The organism is Psychrobacter sp. AOP7-B1-24 (genome assembly GCF_052376215.1).
In the GTDB taxonomy this organism is placed as follows: domain Bacteria; phylum Pseudomonadota; class Gammaproteobacteria; order Pseudomonadales; family Moraxellaceae; genus Psychrobacter.
Genome location: NZ_JBQSVL010000017.1, coordinates 40,826 through 55,153 on the forward strand (window position 1 = coordinate 40,826; position 14,328 = coordinate 55,153).

Sequence of the window (14,328 nt, forward strand, 5' to 3'; positions counted from 1 at the left end):
AGACCTCTTTTTTGATGAAATAATAACCATTATTTCATCAATAGCTCATTAACACGTTTTAGATAAGCCGCTGGATCATCTAGTTGACCACCATCTGCTAATAATGCTTGATCAAAAATCACTTGAGCCAAGTCATCAAATTGCTCGCTACTTTCAAGTTTTTTGATTAATGGGTGCTCAGGGTTTACTTCGAGCGTTGGCTTGCTCTCCGGTACATCTTGTCCCATCTGTTTCAGCATTTGGATCATCTGTGGTGATAACTCACCCTCACCCTCACCCACAACCAAACAAGCTGGGCTATCAACCAAACGAGTGGATACTTTTACATCTTTAGCTCGTTCGCCTAGAGCAGATTTTAGCTTATCAACCACCGGCTTTAAGCTTTCTTCTGCTTTTTCAGCCTCTGCTTTTTCAGCTTCATCTTGCAAATCACCTAAATCCACTGCACCTTTGGCGATGTTTTGTAGCGGTGTTTCATCAAATGAGGTCAAGAAATTCATTGCCCATTCATCAACACGACTGGTCATCAAGATAACTTCGATGCCTTTCTTTTTGAACAACTCTAACTGAGGGCTGTTCTTTGCCGCTGCCAAATTATCAGCTGTTAGATAATAGATGGCTTTTTGGCCTTCTTTCATGCGACCTTTGTAGTCTTCAAAGCTAGTTTCAACTTTGTCACTTGTACTCGTCGCATAACGAAGCAACTTGGCAATACGTTCTTGATTGCCCATGTCTTCGCCTAAACCTTCTTTGATGACATCACCAAACTCAGCATAGAACTGAGCAAACTTCTCTTGCTTATCGCTGTCTTCGCTATTGGCCAAACTTGCCAATGTCGTCAGAATACGACGAGCGTTACCATCACGAATAGATTTTACATCACGTGACTCTTGTAGTAGCTCACGGCTAACGTTCAATGGTAAGTCGGCTGAGTCGATAACACCTTTGACGAAGCGTAGATACATCGGCAGGAGCTGCTCGGCTTCATCCATAATAAAGACACGCTTAACATACAATTTCAGACCATGTTGCTGTTCGCGAGTATACAAGTCCGCTGGTGCTTTTTTGGGGATATATAACAATTGAGTGTACTGAACACGACCTTCAACACGGTTGTGCGTCCAAGTAAGCGGTGCATCCATGTCATACGAGATGTTTTTATAAAAATCAACATACTCATCATCTTCAATCTCAGATGCTGAACGTGTCCATAATGCACTGGCTTTGTTGATGGTTTCCCATTCATCAGTCAATACCATCTCACCACTAGCCGGCGTGTCATCGTTCTCATCTTCTTTTACGTCTTCTTGCCAGATTTCTTTACGCATTTGAATCGGCAAGCTGATGTGATCTGAGTATTTATTGACTAAACGCTTAATTTTACCACGATCTAAGTAGCTGTCTTCACCTTCAGAGTACTCTTCTTTGAGATGCAAAGTGATGGCAGTGCCGCGAGCGACCTTTGTGATAGGTTCTACTGTAAAGCTACCTGTACCGTCTGATACCCAGCGTACACCCTTGTCAGCAGGCTCTCCAGCTTTGCGTGATTCAACGCTAATCGTATCCGCTACGATAAATCCTGAGTAGAAACCCACACCGAACTGTCCAATTAACTGACCATCTTGCTTTTGTGATTCAGATAATTTATCCAAAAATGCTTTGGTACCTGACTTAGCAATTGTCCCTAAATTTTCAATAGCATCTGTTTCATTCATACCAATACCATTATCGGTAAAGGTAATGGTTTTCGCCTCTTCATCAAGATCGATACGAATTTTTAGCTCGCCATCATCTTCATACAGGCTATCGTCATTATTTGCTTCAAAACGCAATTTATCGCAAGCATCCGAGGCGTTTGAGACCAACTCACGCACAAATATATCCGCATTAGAATATAGCGAATGCGTCACTAAGTGTAGCAACTGCGCTACTTCTGCTTCAAATGTATGTTTTTTTAATTCAGGGTTTAGGCCATCGGCTTGAGTTGCTTCACTCATAAAACACTCCTTTAAATTCCATTAAAAACTTATTATAAGTAACAGTAAAACACATCAAAAAGGCTCTAATAATATCAAAACCGCTCTAGCGTTAAATACTATTAAGCTGTTTATACTAATAGGGGCATAGGTGAAAATTTCAAGCTAAAAACATTTATTCAATAAAAAACACCACCCTAGTTCCCTAAGGTGGTGTCATTATATTGAAAATCAAAAGATTAATGGCTTTCGTACAATACGTACGTATGGTACCTATTAATTATAAACAGCTAGCAAGGTGACGCGCTGGATCTGAGTCACGAGCTGCCATTGCATCTTCAACGCTTAACCTTAATGCTTTAGCCACACCTTCACCATAAGCAGGGTCACACCAATTACAATTACGAATGTGACGATACTGAATAAAGTCAGGTACGCCAGCCATATTTCTTGCGGTATTTTCAAATAATACTTGCTGCTGCTCAGCACTCATTAAATTGAATAACGCACGGGGTTGGCTAAAGTAGTCGCTATCATCTTCACGAAAATCATAGTGTGCTGCATCACCATCAATTTTCAATGGTGGCTCAGCATAATCTGGCTGCTCCTGCCATTGGCTAAAACTATTTGGCTCATAGTGTGGACGACTACCATAATTATTATCGACACGTCCTTGACCATCACGGTGATTGCTCATCACTGGGCAGCGTGGTTTATTGACAGGAATCTGCTGATGATTAACACCAACACGATAACGCTGGGCATCGGCATAGTTAATCAAACGATTTTGTAGCATCTTATCTGGTGAGACACTGATACCCGGCACCAAATTACTTGGTGCGAATGCTGCTTGCTCAACATCAACAAAATAGTTATCAGCGTTTTTGTTCAATTCAAACTCACCAACCTCTATCAAAGGATAATCACCTTTTGGCCATACCTTAGTCAAATCAAATGGATGATAAGGAACGGTATCAGCCTCAGCTTCTGGCATGATTTGCACATAGAGCTTCCATTTTGGAAAATCACTATTTTCAATGGCATCATATAAGTCTTTTTGATTGCTTTCACGGTCCATAGCAACGACTTCGGCTGCTTCAGCATCGGTCAAATTTTTGATGCCTTGCTGAGTACGAAAATGAAACTTAACCCAAAAACGCTCGTTGGCTTCATTCCAAAAGCTATAAGTATGCGAGCCAAAACCATGCATGTTTCTATATGAGGCGGGGATACCACGATCACTCATTACCACGGTAACCTGATGAAAGGATTCTGGTAATAAAGTCCAAAAGTCCCAGTTGTTGGTCGCCGAGCGCATATTGGTACGTGGATCACGTTTTACGGCTTTGTTTAAATCTGGAAACTTACGTGGATCGCGTAAGAAGAATACTGGTGTGTTATTACCTACCAAATCCCAGTTGCCCTCTTCTGTATAAAATTTTAGCGCAAAGCCACGAATATCACGCTCAGCATCAGCAGCACCACGCTCACCTGCAACTGTACTGAAGCGCGCAAACATCTCGGTCTGCTTGCCCACTTCACTGAATATTTTGGCTCGAGTATATTGACTGATGTCATTGGTCACAGTAAACGTACCAAATGCACCAGAACCTTTGGCATGCATACGACGCTCTGGGATAACCTCACGAACAAAGTTACCTAGCTTCTCATTTAGCCAAATATCTTGCGCCAATAAGGGTCCGCGCTTACCTGCGGTCATGCTGTTTTGATTATCAGCAACTGGTGCACCATTACCCATTGTTAACTGTGTAGGTGCGTATGGACATTTTTTATCGCTCACGGGCCTTCTCCTTTGGATAGTAAATCATTTAAAGTACAAAACCTATTCTGAATAAGCTTCTATCAATATATCCAGAAGAGTAGTAAATTTTTTCGAAAAACGACTATCTGTTTTCATAATAACCTTTAAGTGCAATAACATTGTTTTGTTAGAACCATTACAACCGATTACTATATATTTGTAAAATAAATTAACTATATATTTTTGTTTTGTTTTACCAAACAATAGAGAAGGTTAAAAACTAGCGAGGCATCGGACGAATGGTCAGAATTTGCTCACTACGCCCAAAAGGCCCATGTACATCATGCAATACGGCACTGGTAAGCCCTATGCCATCATCGCCGTACTGTTGTACCGCTTCGATACCGAGCCAACGGCCTTTCGGCACACGATGCATGTGAATTTGTAAATCAGTATTAGGAAACATCCACTCTAACCCTGATAAACCGAGACCGAGTCGCGGTACAACACCATTGGCAGTATCAACCATACCCACTAAATGCACCATATCATCAGTAAGCTGGCCCTCTACCATTTCTACATCATTGGTTATCCATACCATGCCTTTACCAGGTCGACGCTCAGGGTCAGCAACTAAGCGCACACTCTCAATAAAACCGCCCGGCCAGCCTTGCATATCATTCCAAACTGGCAAGTCTTCAGGTTTGTGTTTGGCTTTTCGATCTTCAATTCCTGCTATCGAGCTGGTGTCTTGAGTCATGAGTCGCCACGCGCGAGCAATGATAGCGTCACGGCCACGACTGCTCATTACCGCCTCAATAAGCTCAATCGTCTTGCCTGGACGAATACAACGCGTGGTAATGGTAAAATCATCAAGCGGTATCAGCCCTAAAATATCAAGGCTGATACGAGCAACACGGGTATTTGCTTGCGGGACATAGCCCGTTAGCTCAGCGGTAAGCAAGCCTGTTGCTGGTGCCATGTGTTGCTCATGCTCATTCCAAGCACCTTGTGCATGCTCAGTTGGCTTATAATAAGCAACAGTGACACCATCGTCCTGCTGTTCACGTTTGATAAATTGGTAATAAGCTGCCATAACTGTCCTATATTTCGTACTTTTTATTTTATTGCGTCAACTCTTGCTTTCTTATTATGAGAATATTACGAGCCTTTCTTATGAAAAATAATAAAACAACCATCAATACCACTAGAGCTGCATAAAAAAACGTTTTTTCTGCCATAAACTTCATCATGTTCATAAACAGCACAAGTATCACTACCACAGTCACCAACATATTCATTTTTAATTGCTGATTAACTTCAGTCAGAGTCGCACTTGCTAAAACAAATCTACTTTTTTGCTTTTTCATTCTACTTTGCTCATAGATATTAGGTTGTTTTTGGTCAACAACTTTTATAATAGCTGATTTTTGTTAAGGTATGTCATCATTTAGATGGTGAGATTTACAGTATCAAACACTGCCAATAAACAACACACCCTAAAATCTTATATCTGATCCTACTTACCCACTTCAGTAATCGGGATACGCAATGCTTTAGGCAGACTGAACGTCACATTCTCCTCAATACCTGACAGCTCGCTAGGTAAATCACCACCCCAGTCTTGTAGCTGCTGTAGTACTTCTTGAATCAATACTTCAGGTGCTGATGCACCAGCAGTCACACCAATACTCTGCACGCCATCCAACCAACTGCTATCCATTTCACGGGCATTGTCAATCAAGTAAGCGCGACAATCCATACGCTCTGCTAACTCACGCAGACGATTAGAGTTTGATGAATTTGGTGAACCAACGACTAAAACCACTTCACAGCGACTGGCCAAATCTTTTACCGCATCTTGACGGTTTTGAGTGGCGTAGCAAATATCATCTTTACGTGGACCTTGGATACTAGGAAATTTGTCACGTAATGCATCAATGACACGTGCTGTATCATCCATAGACATTGTCGTTTGCGTGACAAAAGCTAAGCGCTCATCGTTTTGCACGGTCAATGCGGCAACATCGCTTTCATTTTCGACCAAATGAATATGTCCACCATGACGGCGATTAAAGCGTCCCATGGTGCCCTCGACTTCCGGATGCCCAGCATGACCAATCAGTACCGCATCCATCCCCTCTTGTGCAAACTTAGCCACTTCAATATGCACTTTAGTAACCAAAGGACATGTCGCATCAAATACCGTCAAATCACGACGCTCTGCCTCATCTTCGACCGCCTTTGATACTCCATGAGCGGAAAAAATGACGATTGAACCATCTGGCACTTCGTCAAGCTCTTCAACAAAGACGGCACCACGATTGGCCAAGTCAGAGACGACAAATTTATTATGTACCACCTCATGACGGACATAAATAGGTGGCTCAAAGCGTGTCAATGCTTCGTTCACAATTGCAATCGCTCGATCCACACCAGCACAAAACCCACGTGGATTGGCAAGATAAATTTGCATAAAAAGGCCTATCATTAGATAATTTATAGTTAAAGCTTATTTTAAAAGCTTCAATTCAAACATTGAGATGAATCTATTATGCTACTTTAGCATAATTTTCTTTCATTACTCTTGAAAATAGCAGTGTGCTAAAGTCAGTAATCTACACAGTCACTGATACGCCAATAGCACTTTGTAAGAGCAGCTTCAATTAAAATAAAAGCCACAAAAGCAGTTTATCATGACATATTCACCATGATTTCTATTGCCCTGTATGATGGCGATTTTTCTTTTTACCAGCCTTTAATTTCTATCAGAACACATTCCATTAGGACAAATTGTATGACAGGTTCATTGTTTATTATTACCGCCGCCTCTGGTACAGGTAAAACCTCACTGGTAAAGCAACTACTTGCCACCACCAATGACTTAACCGTCAGCGTCTCTCACACAACGCGTTCACCGCGTCCTGGCGAGATTGATGGTCATCACTATCACTTTACCGATATACACACGTTTAAAAACGCCATTGCTGAGAATAAATTTTTAGAGCATGCCGAAGTTTTTGGTAATTATTACGGTACTTCCGAACAAAGCGTACGTACACAATTAGAGGCAGGGGTTGATGTCATTTTAGAAATTGACTGGCAAGGTGCATTACAAGTCAAAACAATATTTACGGACGCCACAATGGTTTTTATTCTACCGCCAAGTATTGCCACTTTACGTCAACGTTTATCAACTCGTGCACAAGATAGTATAGAGGTTATTGAGCAGCGTTTGGCAGGTTCAGTGAATGAGATGTCGCAGTATGTGAACGCTGACTTTGTAATTATTAATGACAATTTTGAAGTGGCTCTGACGGAGTTAAAAGCTATCATCGTGGCTGATAGACAAACACTAAAACGTCAACAGCAGCGTTATCATCGTACTATTAGCAATTTACTCGGTAATCAAACAGATGCGAAAAACGAGCACTAAAATCGAATTACCTACTAATTGGACGCATCGATATAAAAAGCAACTACGCGCTTGAGCAAAAAATGCTATAATGTCCAGCTATCCCCCTTTATATTTTTGATATTATTTTTATTGAGTGGCGGGCAAAGTCCGTCACTAATAAAAACAACCGAGGTAGCTATTTATGGCACGAGTGACGATTGAAGATTGTTTGGATAATGTTGATAATCGCTTTGAGTTGATTTTGGTGGCAAGCAAACGCGCACGTCAGTTGGCCAAAGGTATCGCTGAGCCAATGGTTGACGTTGATAACGACAAGCCTACTGTATTGGCATTACGTGAAATTGCGGCTGGTAAAATCACTCGCGATATTCTCAATCAGCCAGAGCATAACTTTGCGACCAGTTCACTAGATTTAGCGCTATCAGGCGATCATAGCTTTTAACGAATGACTTGCTAAGATAAGATATAGTGATAATATCCTAATAATAAAAACCACAGCATAGTCTGTGGTTTTTATTATTATAACGATAGCACTTGAGCTGTTTTAATCATTATGAATACTTCGTAATCTAACATTCACATAGAATTTCTAAATTTTTATCGCCACGACTCGCTTAGCGGTTGACATTAAATGTGATTTACGATTAATTAGAAGATTACCCATTCATTTTTAGATTTTTCTCAATATTTTTTAGTATTCCAGCACTCACCCAGTCACCATTTACCTCGATAGACAGTCAGGCAAATAGGTAATGAAAAATAGGATCGTTACTTTATGAGTCAAACCTTACCCAAACTCAGTCATCACTTAGTCGATGACGCTCAATACAACTTGCTACGTTCAGTAGGTTACCTCACTGCCGCTGAACGCTGTGACATTATTGATGCCTGTGAGTTCGGTGACATTGCGCATATTAAAGACAAGCGCAAATCAGGGGAACCTTATATTACTCATCCGATTGCAGTCGCTGAGATACTAGCAGGTTTTCGATTAGATCGAGATACTATCATTGCCGCCATTTTGCATGATACCGTCGAAGATACTGAAGTAAGCGACGAACAAGTTGAGCAGCGCTATGGCAAAGTAGTGGCCAGATTGGTCGACGGTGTGACCAAGCTAAGATCATCCTCACACAATAAACAACAAAATAAAGCTGCTACTTTTCATAAGATTTTGACAGCCACACTTGCTGATCCACGTGTGCTAATTATCAAGCTTGCTGATCGCTTACATAATATGTCCACACTTGATGCGGTGCGTCCCGAAAAACAGCGTACCACTGCACAAGAAACATTGGATTTTTATGTACCATTTGCGCGTTTAATGGGTCTCAATGACATTGCTGACTATATTGAAGTACTTTGTTATCGCAATCTTGACTCTGAAATGTACAACAAACTGTCTGATAAGTTACTGCAACATGGTCTAGGACGTAACTTTCAAAGAGAAGCTATTCATCGCTACTTGAGTATTGTGCTCAATAATTTAGGATTGAATGGACTGGTCACTGTCTTGGACAATCGCGTGGTGATATACCGTCAGTTCTTCCGCAATCGTGGAGAAATCAATACGCTACTACGTCATTATGCTTTTGAAATTGTCTTAGATAATGTCGATGCCTGTGACAAATTGGCTTATTATTTGATCAAAAAGTATCAGATTGATGATACACATATTGCTGATAATATTCGTCGGCCGCTACCCGGTGGAAATCAATCGCTGACACTAATCTATGAGCGTGATAACGATGTGGTCAAAGTAACTATTTTAACCAAGCAAATGCAAAGCGCAGCAAGGCTCGGCGTTATTGGTGCAGAGCACGCCTCCGATGTCAGTCAATCCGTCATTCAAGCCTCCTTGCGTAATATGAAAGATTTGGTCGATGAAGACAACTTAAATGAACAGAGCCCCGATTTTTCTGCAGCCGTCGCTACGATTAATGAACTCATGGATTACCTACATTCTAGTAAAATAATCTGTTATAGCCCCAAGGGTCGTGCTTATGAACTACCACAAGGTGCAACCGCTCTAGATTTCGCTTATGCCGTTGGGCCTATGGTCGGCAATGTAGCTGTTGGTGCTAATATCGAGGGCAAAACAGCCAAACTTGGAACAGTCGTAAAAAATGGGCAGCTTGTCGAAATTGAAGTTGATAAACACTCAGAACCCAAAGCGGAATGGCTAGGATTTGTAGTGACTAACAAAGCCCGTGAAGAAATTCTACGATGGTTCAAAGATTTGTCTGCTGCAGACAAACAGCAGCATGGTAAACAAGCATTAGCTCGCGCACTAAAAACATATCAGAAAAATCTGGATGATTTAACAGATAGTGACTGGGAAAACCTAACCAAGTGGCGTGGACTAACAGAAAAAGAGTCACTGTTTGAGCAAATAAGTTCTGGCACACTACTACCACAACTCATAGTGACTCGCTTATTCAGCGATGAGGTGCGTGATTTGCAAGCGCAAGAATATAGCGATGATATGACTCAGCCGCAACAATTAATCGTTAACACATCTGGAGTAGAACTAGACTTTGCCAACTGTTGCCACCCCATTTATGGCGACCCTATCGTAGGTCACTTATCACGTCATGGCTTGGTCGTACATCGACACAAATGCTTCTCCTTAGATGAGATTCGTAAAGACAATCCTTATCAGGTAATTCAGCTACGCTGGCGCAGTGATGAAGCAGTCAAACAAGGCAGCCCAGATGAATACGATATAAAAAACACTGGAAAAATTCGCTTTCACGCTTATTTGAAGCTATCTATCGCCCTCAGCGACGAACAAATTACTGAAGTTATTTATCATTTACGTCAATTGAATATGGGTATTGAAGCCGTCGATGTCCGAAATAGTGATACTATCATCCATATTATTGTCCGTAGTCGCAATCATTTAGCACAAGGTATCCGAGAGCTGCGTTCATTACTTGGCTTTCCTAATATCATGCGTTTATATCAACTATAGTAATCACTATGGTTGATCATCAATCACCACTTAATAAAGTGATTAATATTTGATGTGGCAATTTTAGAAAACGTAAAAATAATGATAAACTGATTCACTTAATTTTTGATACAAAAAATTGATGCCTACTATCATTTGCATAGGTAAATTTAGATTTTGCTAAATGATGATATGCAATTATCTACCAAACCAGAAAAGTATAAAAAGGAAAAAATATGACTCGTCAAACTATTCAAACTGATAAAGCGCCTGCTGCCGTTGGTACATATTCACAAGCGGTAAAAGTTGGCAATACTGTTTATATTTCAGGTCAATTGGGCTTTGATCCTGATACAATGGAGCTAAAAGAAGGCTTTAAAGCTCAAGCAGAACAAGTCTTTGAAAACATCAAAGCGATCTGTGAAGCCGCGGGTGGCAGTTTAAATGACGTGGTGAAATTCAATGTGTCGTTAACTGATTTGAGTGATTTTGCGGTATTGAACGAAGTATTCGTTGCTAATTTAAGCGAGCCGTATCCTGCCCGTGCTGCCGTCCAAGTAGCAGCATTACCTAAAGGTGGTGTGGTCGAGATTGAGTCTATCTTATACATTGAATAGTAATAATAAATGACAGTACTTAACTTCGAAAGACCTTAAGTACCTAAGCCCATTTTAAAATAAGCCCAAATTAAGCCCAAATATAGTTATTTGGGCTTATTGCTATCATACTTCATCACTTACGCTTCATTACTTATGATTCATCACTTTCGCTTCGTCATTGCATTTATTTTGCACTTACTTTTACCATTCTCACCAGTATATTATTCAACCATTGATAAGCTATAGAGGTATTCTATGTTGGTACAAGTTGCTCTGCCTGTGCCCCTCTATCGGGTATTTGATTATAGCCTGCCAGCAGATACCCATACGTTGCCAAATGCTACACCTTTTCCAATGCCACCCCTTGGTAGTCGCGTCGAAGTATCATTCGGTCGTCAAACTTTAATCGGTATTGTGATTGCTCATATTTCTGAAGCTGATAGCAGCGTGCCACTTAATAAGCTCAAACCCATAAATAAATGCTTGGATGCTGAACCGACTTTAGATAACAACATGCTCAAGCTCGCTGCTTGGCTATCGCGTTATTACCATTATCCTCTTGGTGACGTTTTCGCGGTCATCTTGCCTACTCTCGTTCGTCAGGGCAAACCATTAGATTTGCTGATTACACATTGGCGAATTTTACCGCATGTCAGTGATAAAGACTTTCGTACCAATGCAAAAAAGCAGAAACAGCAATTTGATATGCTCAAACTGCATGGTGAGCGCGGCGCAAGTGAAGACGTTTTATTACTGGAGGGGATGCAGCGTAGCTTTTTGAAGACATTGGAAGAAAAAGGATTAATCGAGCGCTACATTGAACCAAAACAAAGCCCTTCACCTGTCAAACTCGCAAAAATGCCACTTGACCTCAACGATGAGCAAAAGCGTGCCGTTGAAGCCATTGTCGCTGCACATAAATCTGATCGGTATACTGGATTTTTACTGAACGGTATTACTGGTAGCGGCAAGACTGAGGTTTACCTACAGGCGATGCAGGCAGTATTAGAAGCTGGTAAGCAAGTCTTAATTTTAGTGCCAGAGATCGGATTAACACCACAGACTCGTGCACGTTTTGCCAGTCGATTTTCAGCACACATTGTTTTGCTACATTCAGGCATGAACAATACTCATCGTTTACAAGGGTGGCAAGACTGCCGCACCGGTCATGCACAAATCATCATTGGTACACGCTCATCAGTGCTATACCCTTTCGCAAATTTAGGGCTAATCGTAGTCGATGAAGCACATGATGGCTCTTATAAACAGCAAGATACTTTGCGTTATCATGCCGCTGACGTTGCACTGTATCGCGGGCTACAAGCCAATATTCCTGTCGTCCTTGGTACGGCTACCCCTTCTCTCGAACATCTAAAACTGGTTGATGACGGTAAGCTCGTGGAATGCCAATTACTGACCCGCCCAGGTAATGCCAATCCTGCCACCATGCAACTTATTGATGCCCGCCTACAAAGCACCCATCAGCAGACACAAGACGATGGCGCACGCTATGACACTGGTCTAACCGATACCTTAATTGGCGCGATTCGAGAAACGCTAGAAGCAGGCAATCAGGTATTGATATTTTTAAACCGTCGCGGCTATGCGCCTGTCTTATTATGTGAGGCCTGCGGTTGGCAAGCAGATTGTCCGCGCTGTGATGCTCATTTGACCGTTCATTATAATAGCCAGTCTCAACATAATACTTACGTCAGCAACTCTTATTTAAAATGTCACCACTGCGACTGGCAGTCCTATATTCCAACGGTTTGTCCTGATTGTGGCAGTCAGAATCTCGATGCCAAAGGGATAGGCACAACAAGGCTAAGCGAAAACCTACACGCTATTTTTGCCAATCCACAAACCAGTAAAGAGCTGTACCCTATTATTCAGATAGATCGCGATACCACTCGGCGTAAAGACAGCTGGGAAAATATCTATCAACGCATCAATGAAGGCAAGCCTGCCATCCTAGTCGGCACGCAAATGGTCGCAAAAGGTCATCACTTTCCCAACGTCACACTCGTTTGTTTGCCTAACGCTGATCGCGGATTTTTGTCATCAGATTTTCGCTCACCTGAGCATACAGCACAGCTTATGATCCAAGTAGCGGGACGCGCTGGACGTGGTGATAAGTCTGGGCAAGTACTGATTCAAACCTTACAGCCTGATAATGAGCTATTGTTAAAGCTGGTAAAAGACGGATACCTATCCTTTGCTCGTGAATTGCTGCAAGAGCGTAAAATGATGGGCTTACCACCTCATACTCATGCCGCATTGATACGCTGTGAAGGCAAAACCCTTGCAGCCACGACCCAAGCGCTCAAAGATGCGATTAGCATTCTACCAAATGCACACAGCCTAGCTGTACTGGGTCCGATCGATGCACCAATGAGTAAAAAGAACAGCCGCTATCATGTTCAGTTGCTACTGTTAGCCAAAGAGCGCAGGCAACTACACCATGTATTAAACCAATGGTGGCAACCAGTGCTTGCCTTGCCAAGCGCCAAATACCTCAAGCTCACTTTAGACATTGACCCAGTTGGTTGGTAATCTAAAATCTCAAAACAGTTGCTTCTAAGACAACTCCGTCCAAAACAAGCATTAATGACTATTACTAGCTATAGTCAAAGCCATTAACAGCTAAGACAAACCGCAATCATGCACACTCATAGTTCATGGCTTATAATCAGTGAAAGTGAATCCCGTTTCTTTTCAATGAACTCATATCACGTTAACCTTTATCAATGTAAAAGCATGTCAAAAACAATAAAAAATCTAAGTTTACCAACATATTTTTAATGTAAAATCTGTATACTTATACTTCACAAACCTTATTCACGCTCAACTAATGACCTGATACCATGTCTAGACGCTCAGCACCTTTTGTCGCTCCCGACTATATCGATGATCCTACTTCAAAAGACGGCAAAAAACACGCCAAAGTTTTACTCTCAACGCTGCAAGAAGATATTGCCAGCTTTCGTAATGAGCAATTTCCACCTGATATTTTGCGCCAAATTCGCGATATGCCTATTTATGAAGGCAACTTGGCAGAAGTGCAGACTTACGAGCAACGCTGGCAAACACTGCTTGAGCGCGCGATGGTGTTTTACCCTGCAGCCAACTTACCGCCTGACTATCTACCGCTACCAGCTAGCCTTGAGATACCGCAGTTTATCTATCATGTTCAAAGATTACATTTAACCAAGACCCGTGCCAAAGAATCTAAAAGCTTTGGCTCAGTCGGGGCTCTGACTGATAAGTGCGGTGATTATAGCGCTGAAGAAATCGCACGTATGTCCGCCGTGTTTGACAACGATGATGAGGCACGCTTAGTGGCACACCGTGAGTTTATTGATTTACGTGCTTATGTATTTTGCCGCGATAACAAAAGTGAAATGCTAGAGCCTGAACGGGTACGCTTTTATCGTACTGGTCTCATCGTCCATGCTCTACCTGACTTTAAAATAGTCGATAGCAGACAGACTCCGCGTAAGCGCCGTAATGACGCTTATAACAATCCACTTGCCGATAATGGTGTTTGGAAGATTTATCGTAAAAAATAACATACGTTAACGCTATATCGTTTTTACCATAACCACTTTATATTGTTTTTT

Annotated in this window: 11 protein-coding genes; 6 read left to right on the plus strand and 5 right to left on the minus strand. The window is 41.7% G+C overall.

All coding sequences use genetic code 11. The annotated features are described in order from the left end of the window. Positions 1-29: 29 nt before the first annotated feature. The 5 genes from htpG to ispH all read right to left on the minus strand — a co-directional run bounded on the left by htpG (position 30) and on the right by ispH (position 6,214). Positions 30-1,997, minus strand: a complete 1,968-nt coding sequence (gene htpG, locus ACT3QP_RS05795) for a molecular chaperone HtpG (RefSeq protein WP_444524800.1) — start codon at positions 1,995-1,997, stop codon at positions 30-32. A gap of 259 nt (positions 1,998-2,256) precedes the next feature. Beyond that, positions 2,257-3,735 carry a catalase gene (locus ACT3QP_RS05800; RefSeq protein WP_444524810.1) on the minus strand — a complete coding sequence of 493 codons (1,479 nt, stop codon included), beginning with the start codon at positions 3,733-3,735 and terminating at the stop codon, positions 2,257-2,259. Between the two features lie 283 nt (positions 3,736-4,018). Then, entirely contained in the window at positions 4,019-4,834 is an 816-nt protein-coding gene (locus ACT3QP_RS05805) for a thioesterase family protein (protein ID WP_192518979.1), read from the minus strand. Between the two features lie 28 nt (positions 4,835-4,862). Beyond that, positions 4,863-5,108, minus strand: a complete 246-nt coding sequence (locus ACT3QP_RS05810; protein WP_444524801.1) for a hypothetical protein — start codon at positions 5,106-5,108, stop codon at positions 4,863-4,865. A 149-nt stretch (positions 5,109-5,257) separates the two neighbouring features. Then, positions 5,258-6,214 (minus strand): 4-hydroxy-3-methylbut-2-enyl diphosphate reductase, encoded by a 957-nt coding sequence (gene ispH, locus ACT3QP_RS05815; protein ID WP_444524802.1) that lies wholly within the window; start codon positions 6,212-6,214, stop codon positions 5,258-5,260. Between the two features lie 321 nt (positions 6,215-6,535). Here ispH and gmk point away from each other — a divergent pair, with 321 nt between their 5' ends. From gmk to ACT3QP_RS05845, 6 genes are all read left to right on the plus strand, one after another. Then, complete coding sequence (gmk, locus tag ACT3QP_RS05820; RefSeq protein ID WP_444524803.1) at positions 6,536-7,174, plus strand: guanylate kinase; 639 nt, start codon at positions 6,536-6,538, stop codon at positions 7,172-7,174. A 163-nt stretch (positions 7,175-7,337) separates the two neighbouring features. After that, positions 7,338-7,598 carry a DNA-directed RNA polymerase subunit omega gene (gene rpoZ, locus ACT3QP_RS05825; RefSeq protein ID WP_068403827.1) on the plus strand — a complete coding sequence of 87 codons (261 nt, stop codon included), beginning with the start codon at positions 7,338-7,340 and terminating at the stop codon, positions 7,596-7,598. A gap of 333 nt (positions 7,599-7,931) precedes the next feature. Then, complete coding sequence (locus ACT3QP_RS05830; RefSeq protein WP_444524804.1) at positions 7,932-10,130, plus strand: RelA/SpoT family protein; 2,199 nt, start codon at positions 7,932-7,934, stop codon at positions 10,128-10,130. 215 nt (positions 10,131-10,345) lie between these two features. Next, positions 10,346-10,726, plus strand: a complete 381-nt coding sequence (locus tag ACT3QP_RS05835) for a RidA family protein (RefSeq protein ID WP_160022297.1) — start codon at positions 10,346-10,348, stop codon at positions 10,724-10,726. Between the two features lie 237 nt (positions 10,727-10,963). Continuing rightward, the gene (locus ACT3QP_RS05840) at positions 10,964-13,261 is read left to right on the plus strand and encodes a primosomal protein N' (RefSeq protein WP_444524805.1); all 2,298 of its coding nucleotides are present in this window, start codon (positions 10,964-10,966) and stop codon (positions 13,259-13,261) included. Positions 13,262-13,572: 311 nt separating this feature from the next. Then, complete coding sequence (locus tag ACT3QP_RS05845; protein ID WP_444524806.1) at positions 13,573-14,277, plus strand: hypothetical protein; 705 nt, start codon at positions 13,573-13,575, stop codon at positions 14,275-14,277. Positions 14,278-14,328: the final 51 nt, after the last annotated feature.

Bases quoted from the DNA above. Each gene is read 5' to 3' on its own strand.
- htpG (WP_444524800.1), bottom strand. From the start codon at position 1,997: ATGAGTGAAGCAACTCAAGCCGATGGCCTAAACCCTGAATTAAAAAAA.
- ACT3QP_RS05800 (WP_444524810.1), bottom strand. From the start codon at position 3,735: ATGGGTAATGGTGCACCAGTTGCTGATAATCAAAACAGCATGACCGCA.
- ACT3QP_RS05805 (WP_192518979.1), bottom strand. From the start codon at position 4,834: ATGGCAGCTTATTACCAATTTATCAAACGTGAACAGCAGGACGATGGT.
- ACT3QP_RS05810 (WP_444524801.1), bottom strand. From the start codon at position 5,108: ATGAAAAAGCAAAAAAGTAGATTTGTTTTAGCAAGTGCGACTCTGACT.
- ispH (WP_444524802.1), bottom strand. From the start codon at position 6,214: ATGCAAATTTATCTTGCCAATCCACGTGGGTTTTGTGCTGGTGTGGAT.
- gmk (WP_444524803.1), top strand. From the start codon at position 6,536: ATGACAGGTTCATTGTTTATTATTACCGCCGCCTCTGGTACAGGTAAA.
- rpoZ (WP_068403827.1), top strand. From the start codon at position 7,338: ATGGCACGAGTGACGATTGAAGATTGTTTGGATAATGTTGATAATCGC.
- ACT3QP_RS05830 (WP_444524804.1), top strand. From the start codon at position 7,932: ATGAGTCAAACCTTACCCAAACTCAGTCATCACTTAGTCGATGACGCT.
- ACT3QP_RS05835 (WP_160022297.1), top strand. From the start codon at position 10,346: ATGACTCGTCAAACTATTCAAACTGATAAAGCGCCTGCTGCCGTTGGT.
- ACT3QP_RS05840 (WP_444524805.1), top strand. From the start codon at position 10,964: ATGTTGGTACAAGTTGCTCTGCCTGTGCCCCTCTATCGGGTATTTGAT.
- ACT3QP_RS05845 (WP_444524806.1), top strand. From the start codon at position 13,573: ATGTCTAGACGCTCAGCACCTTTTGTCGCTCCCGACTATATCGATGAT.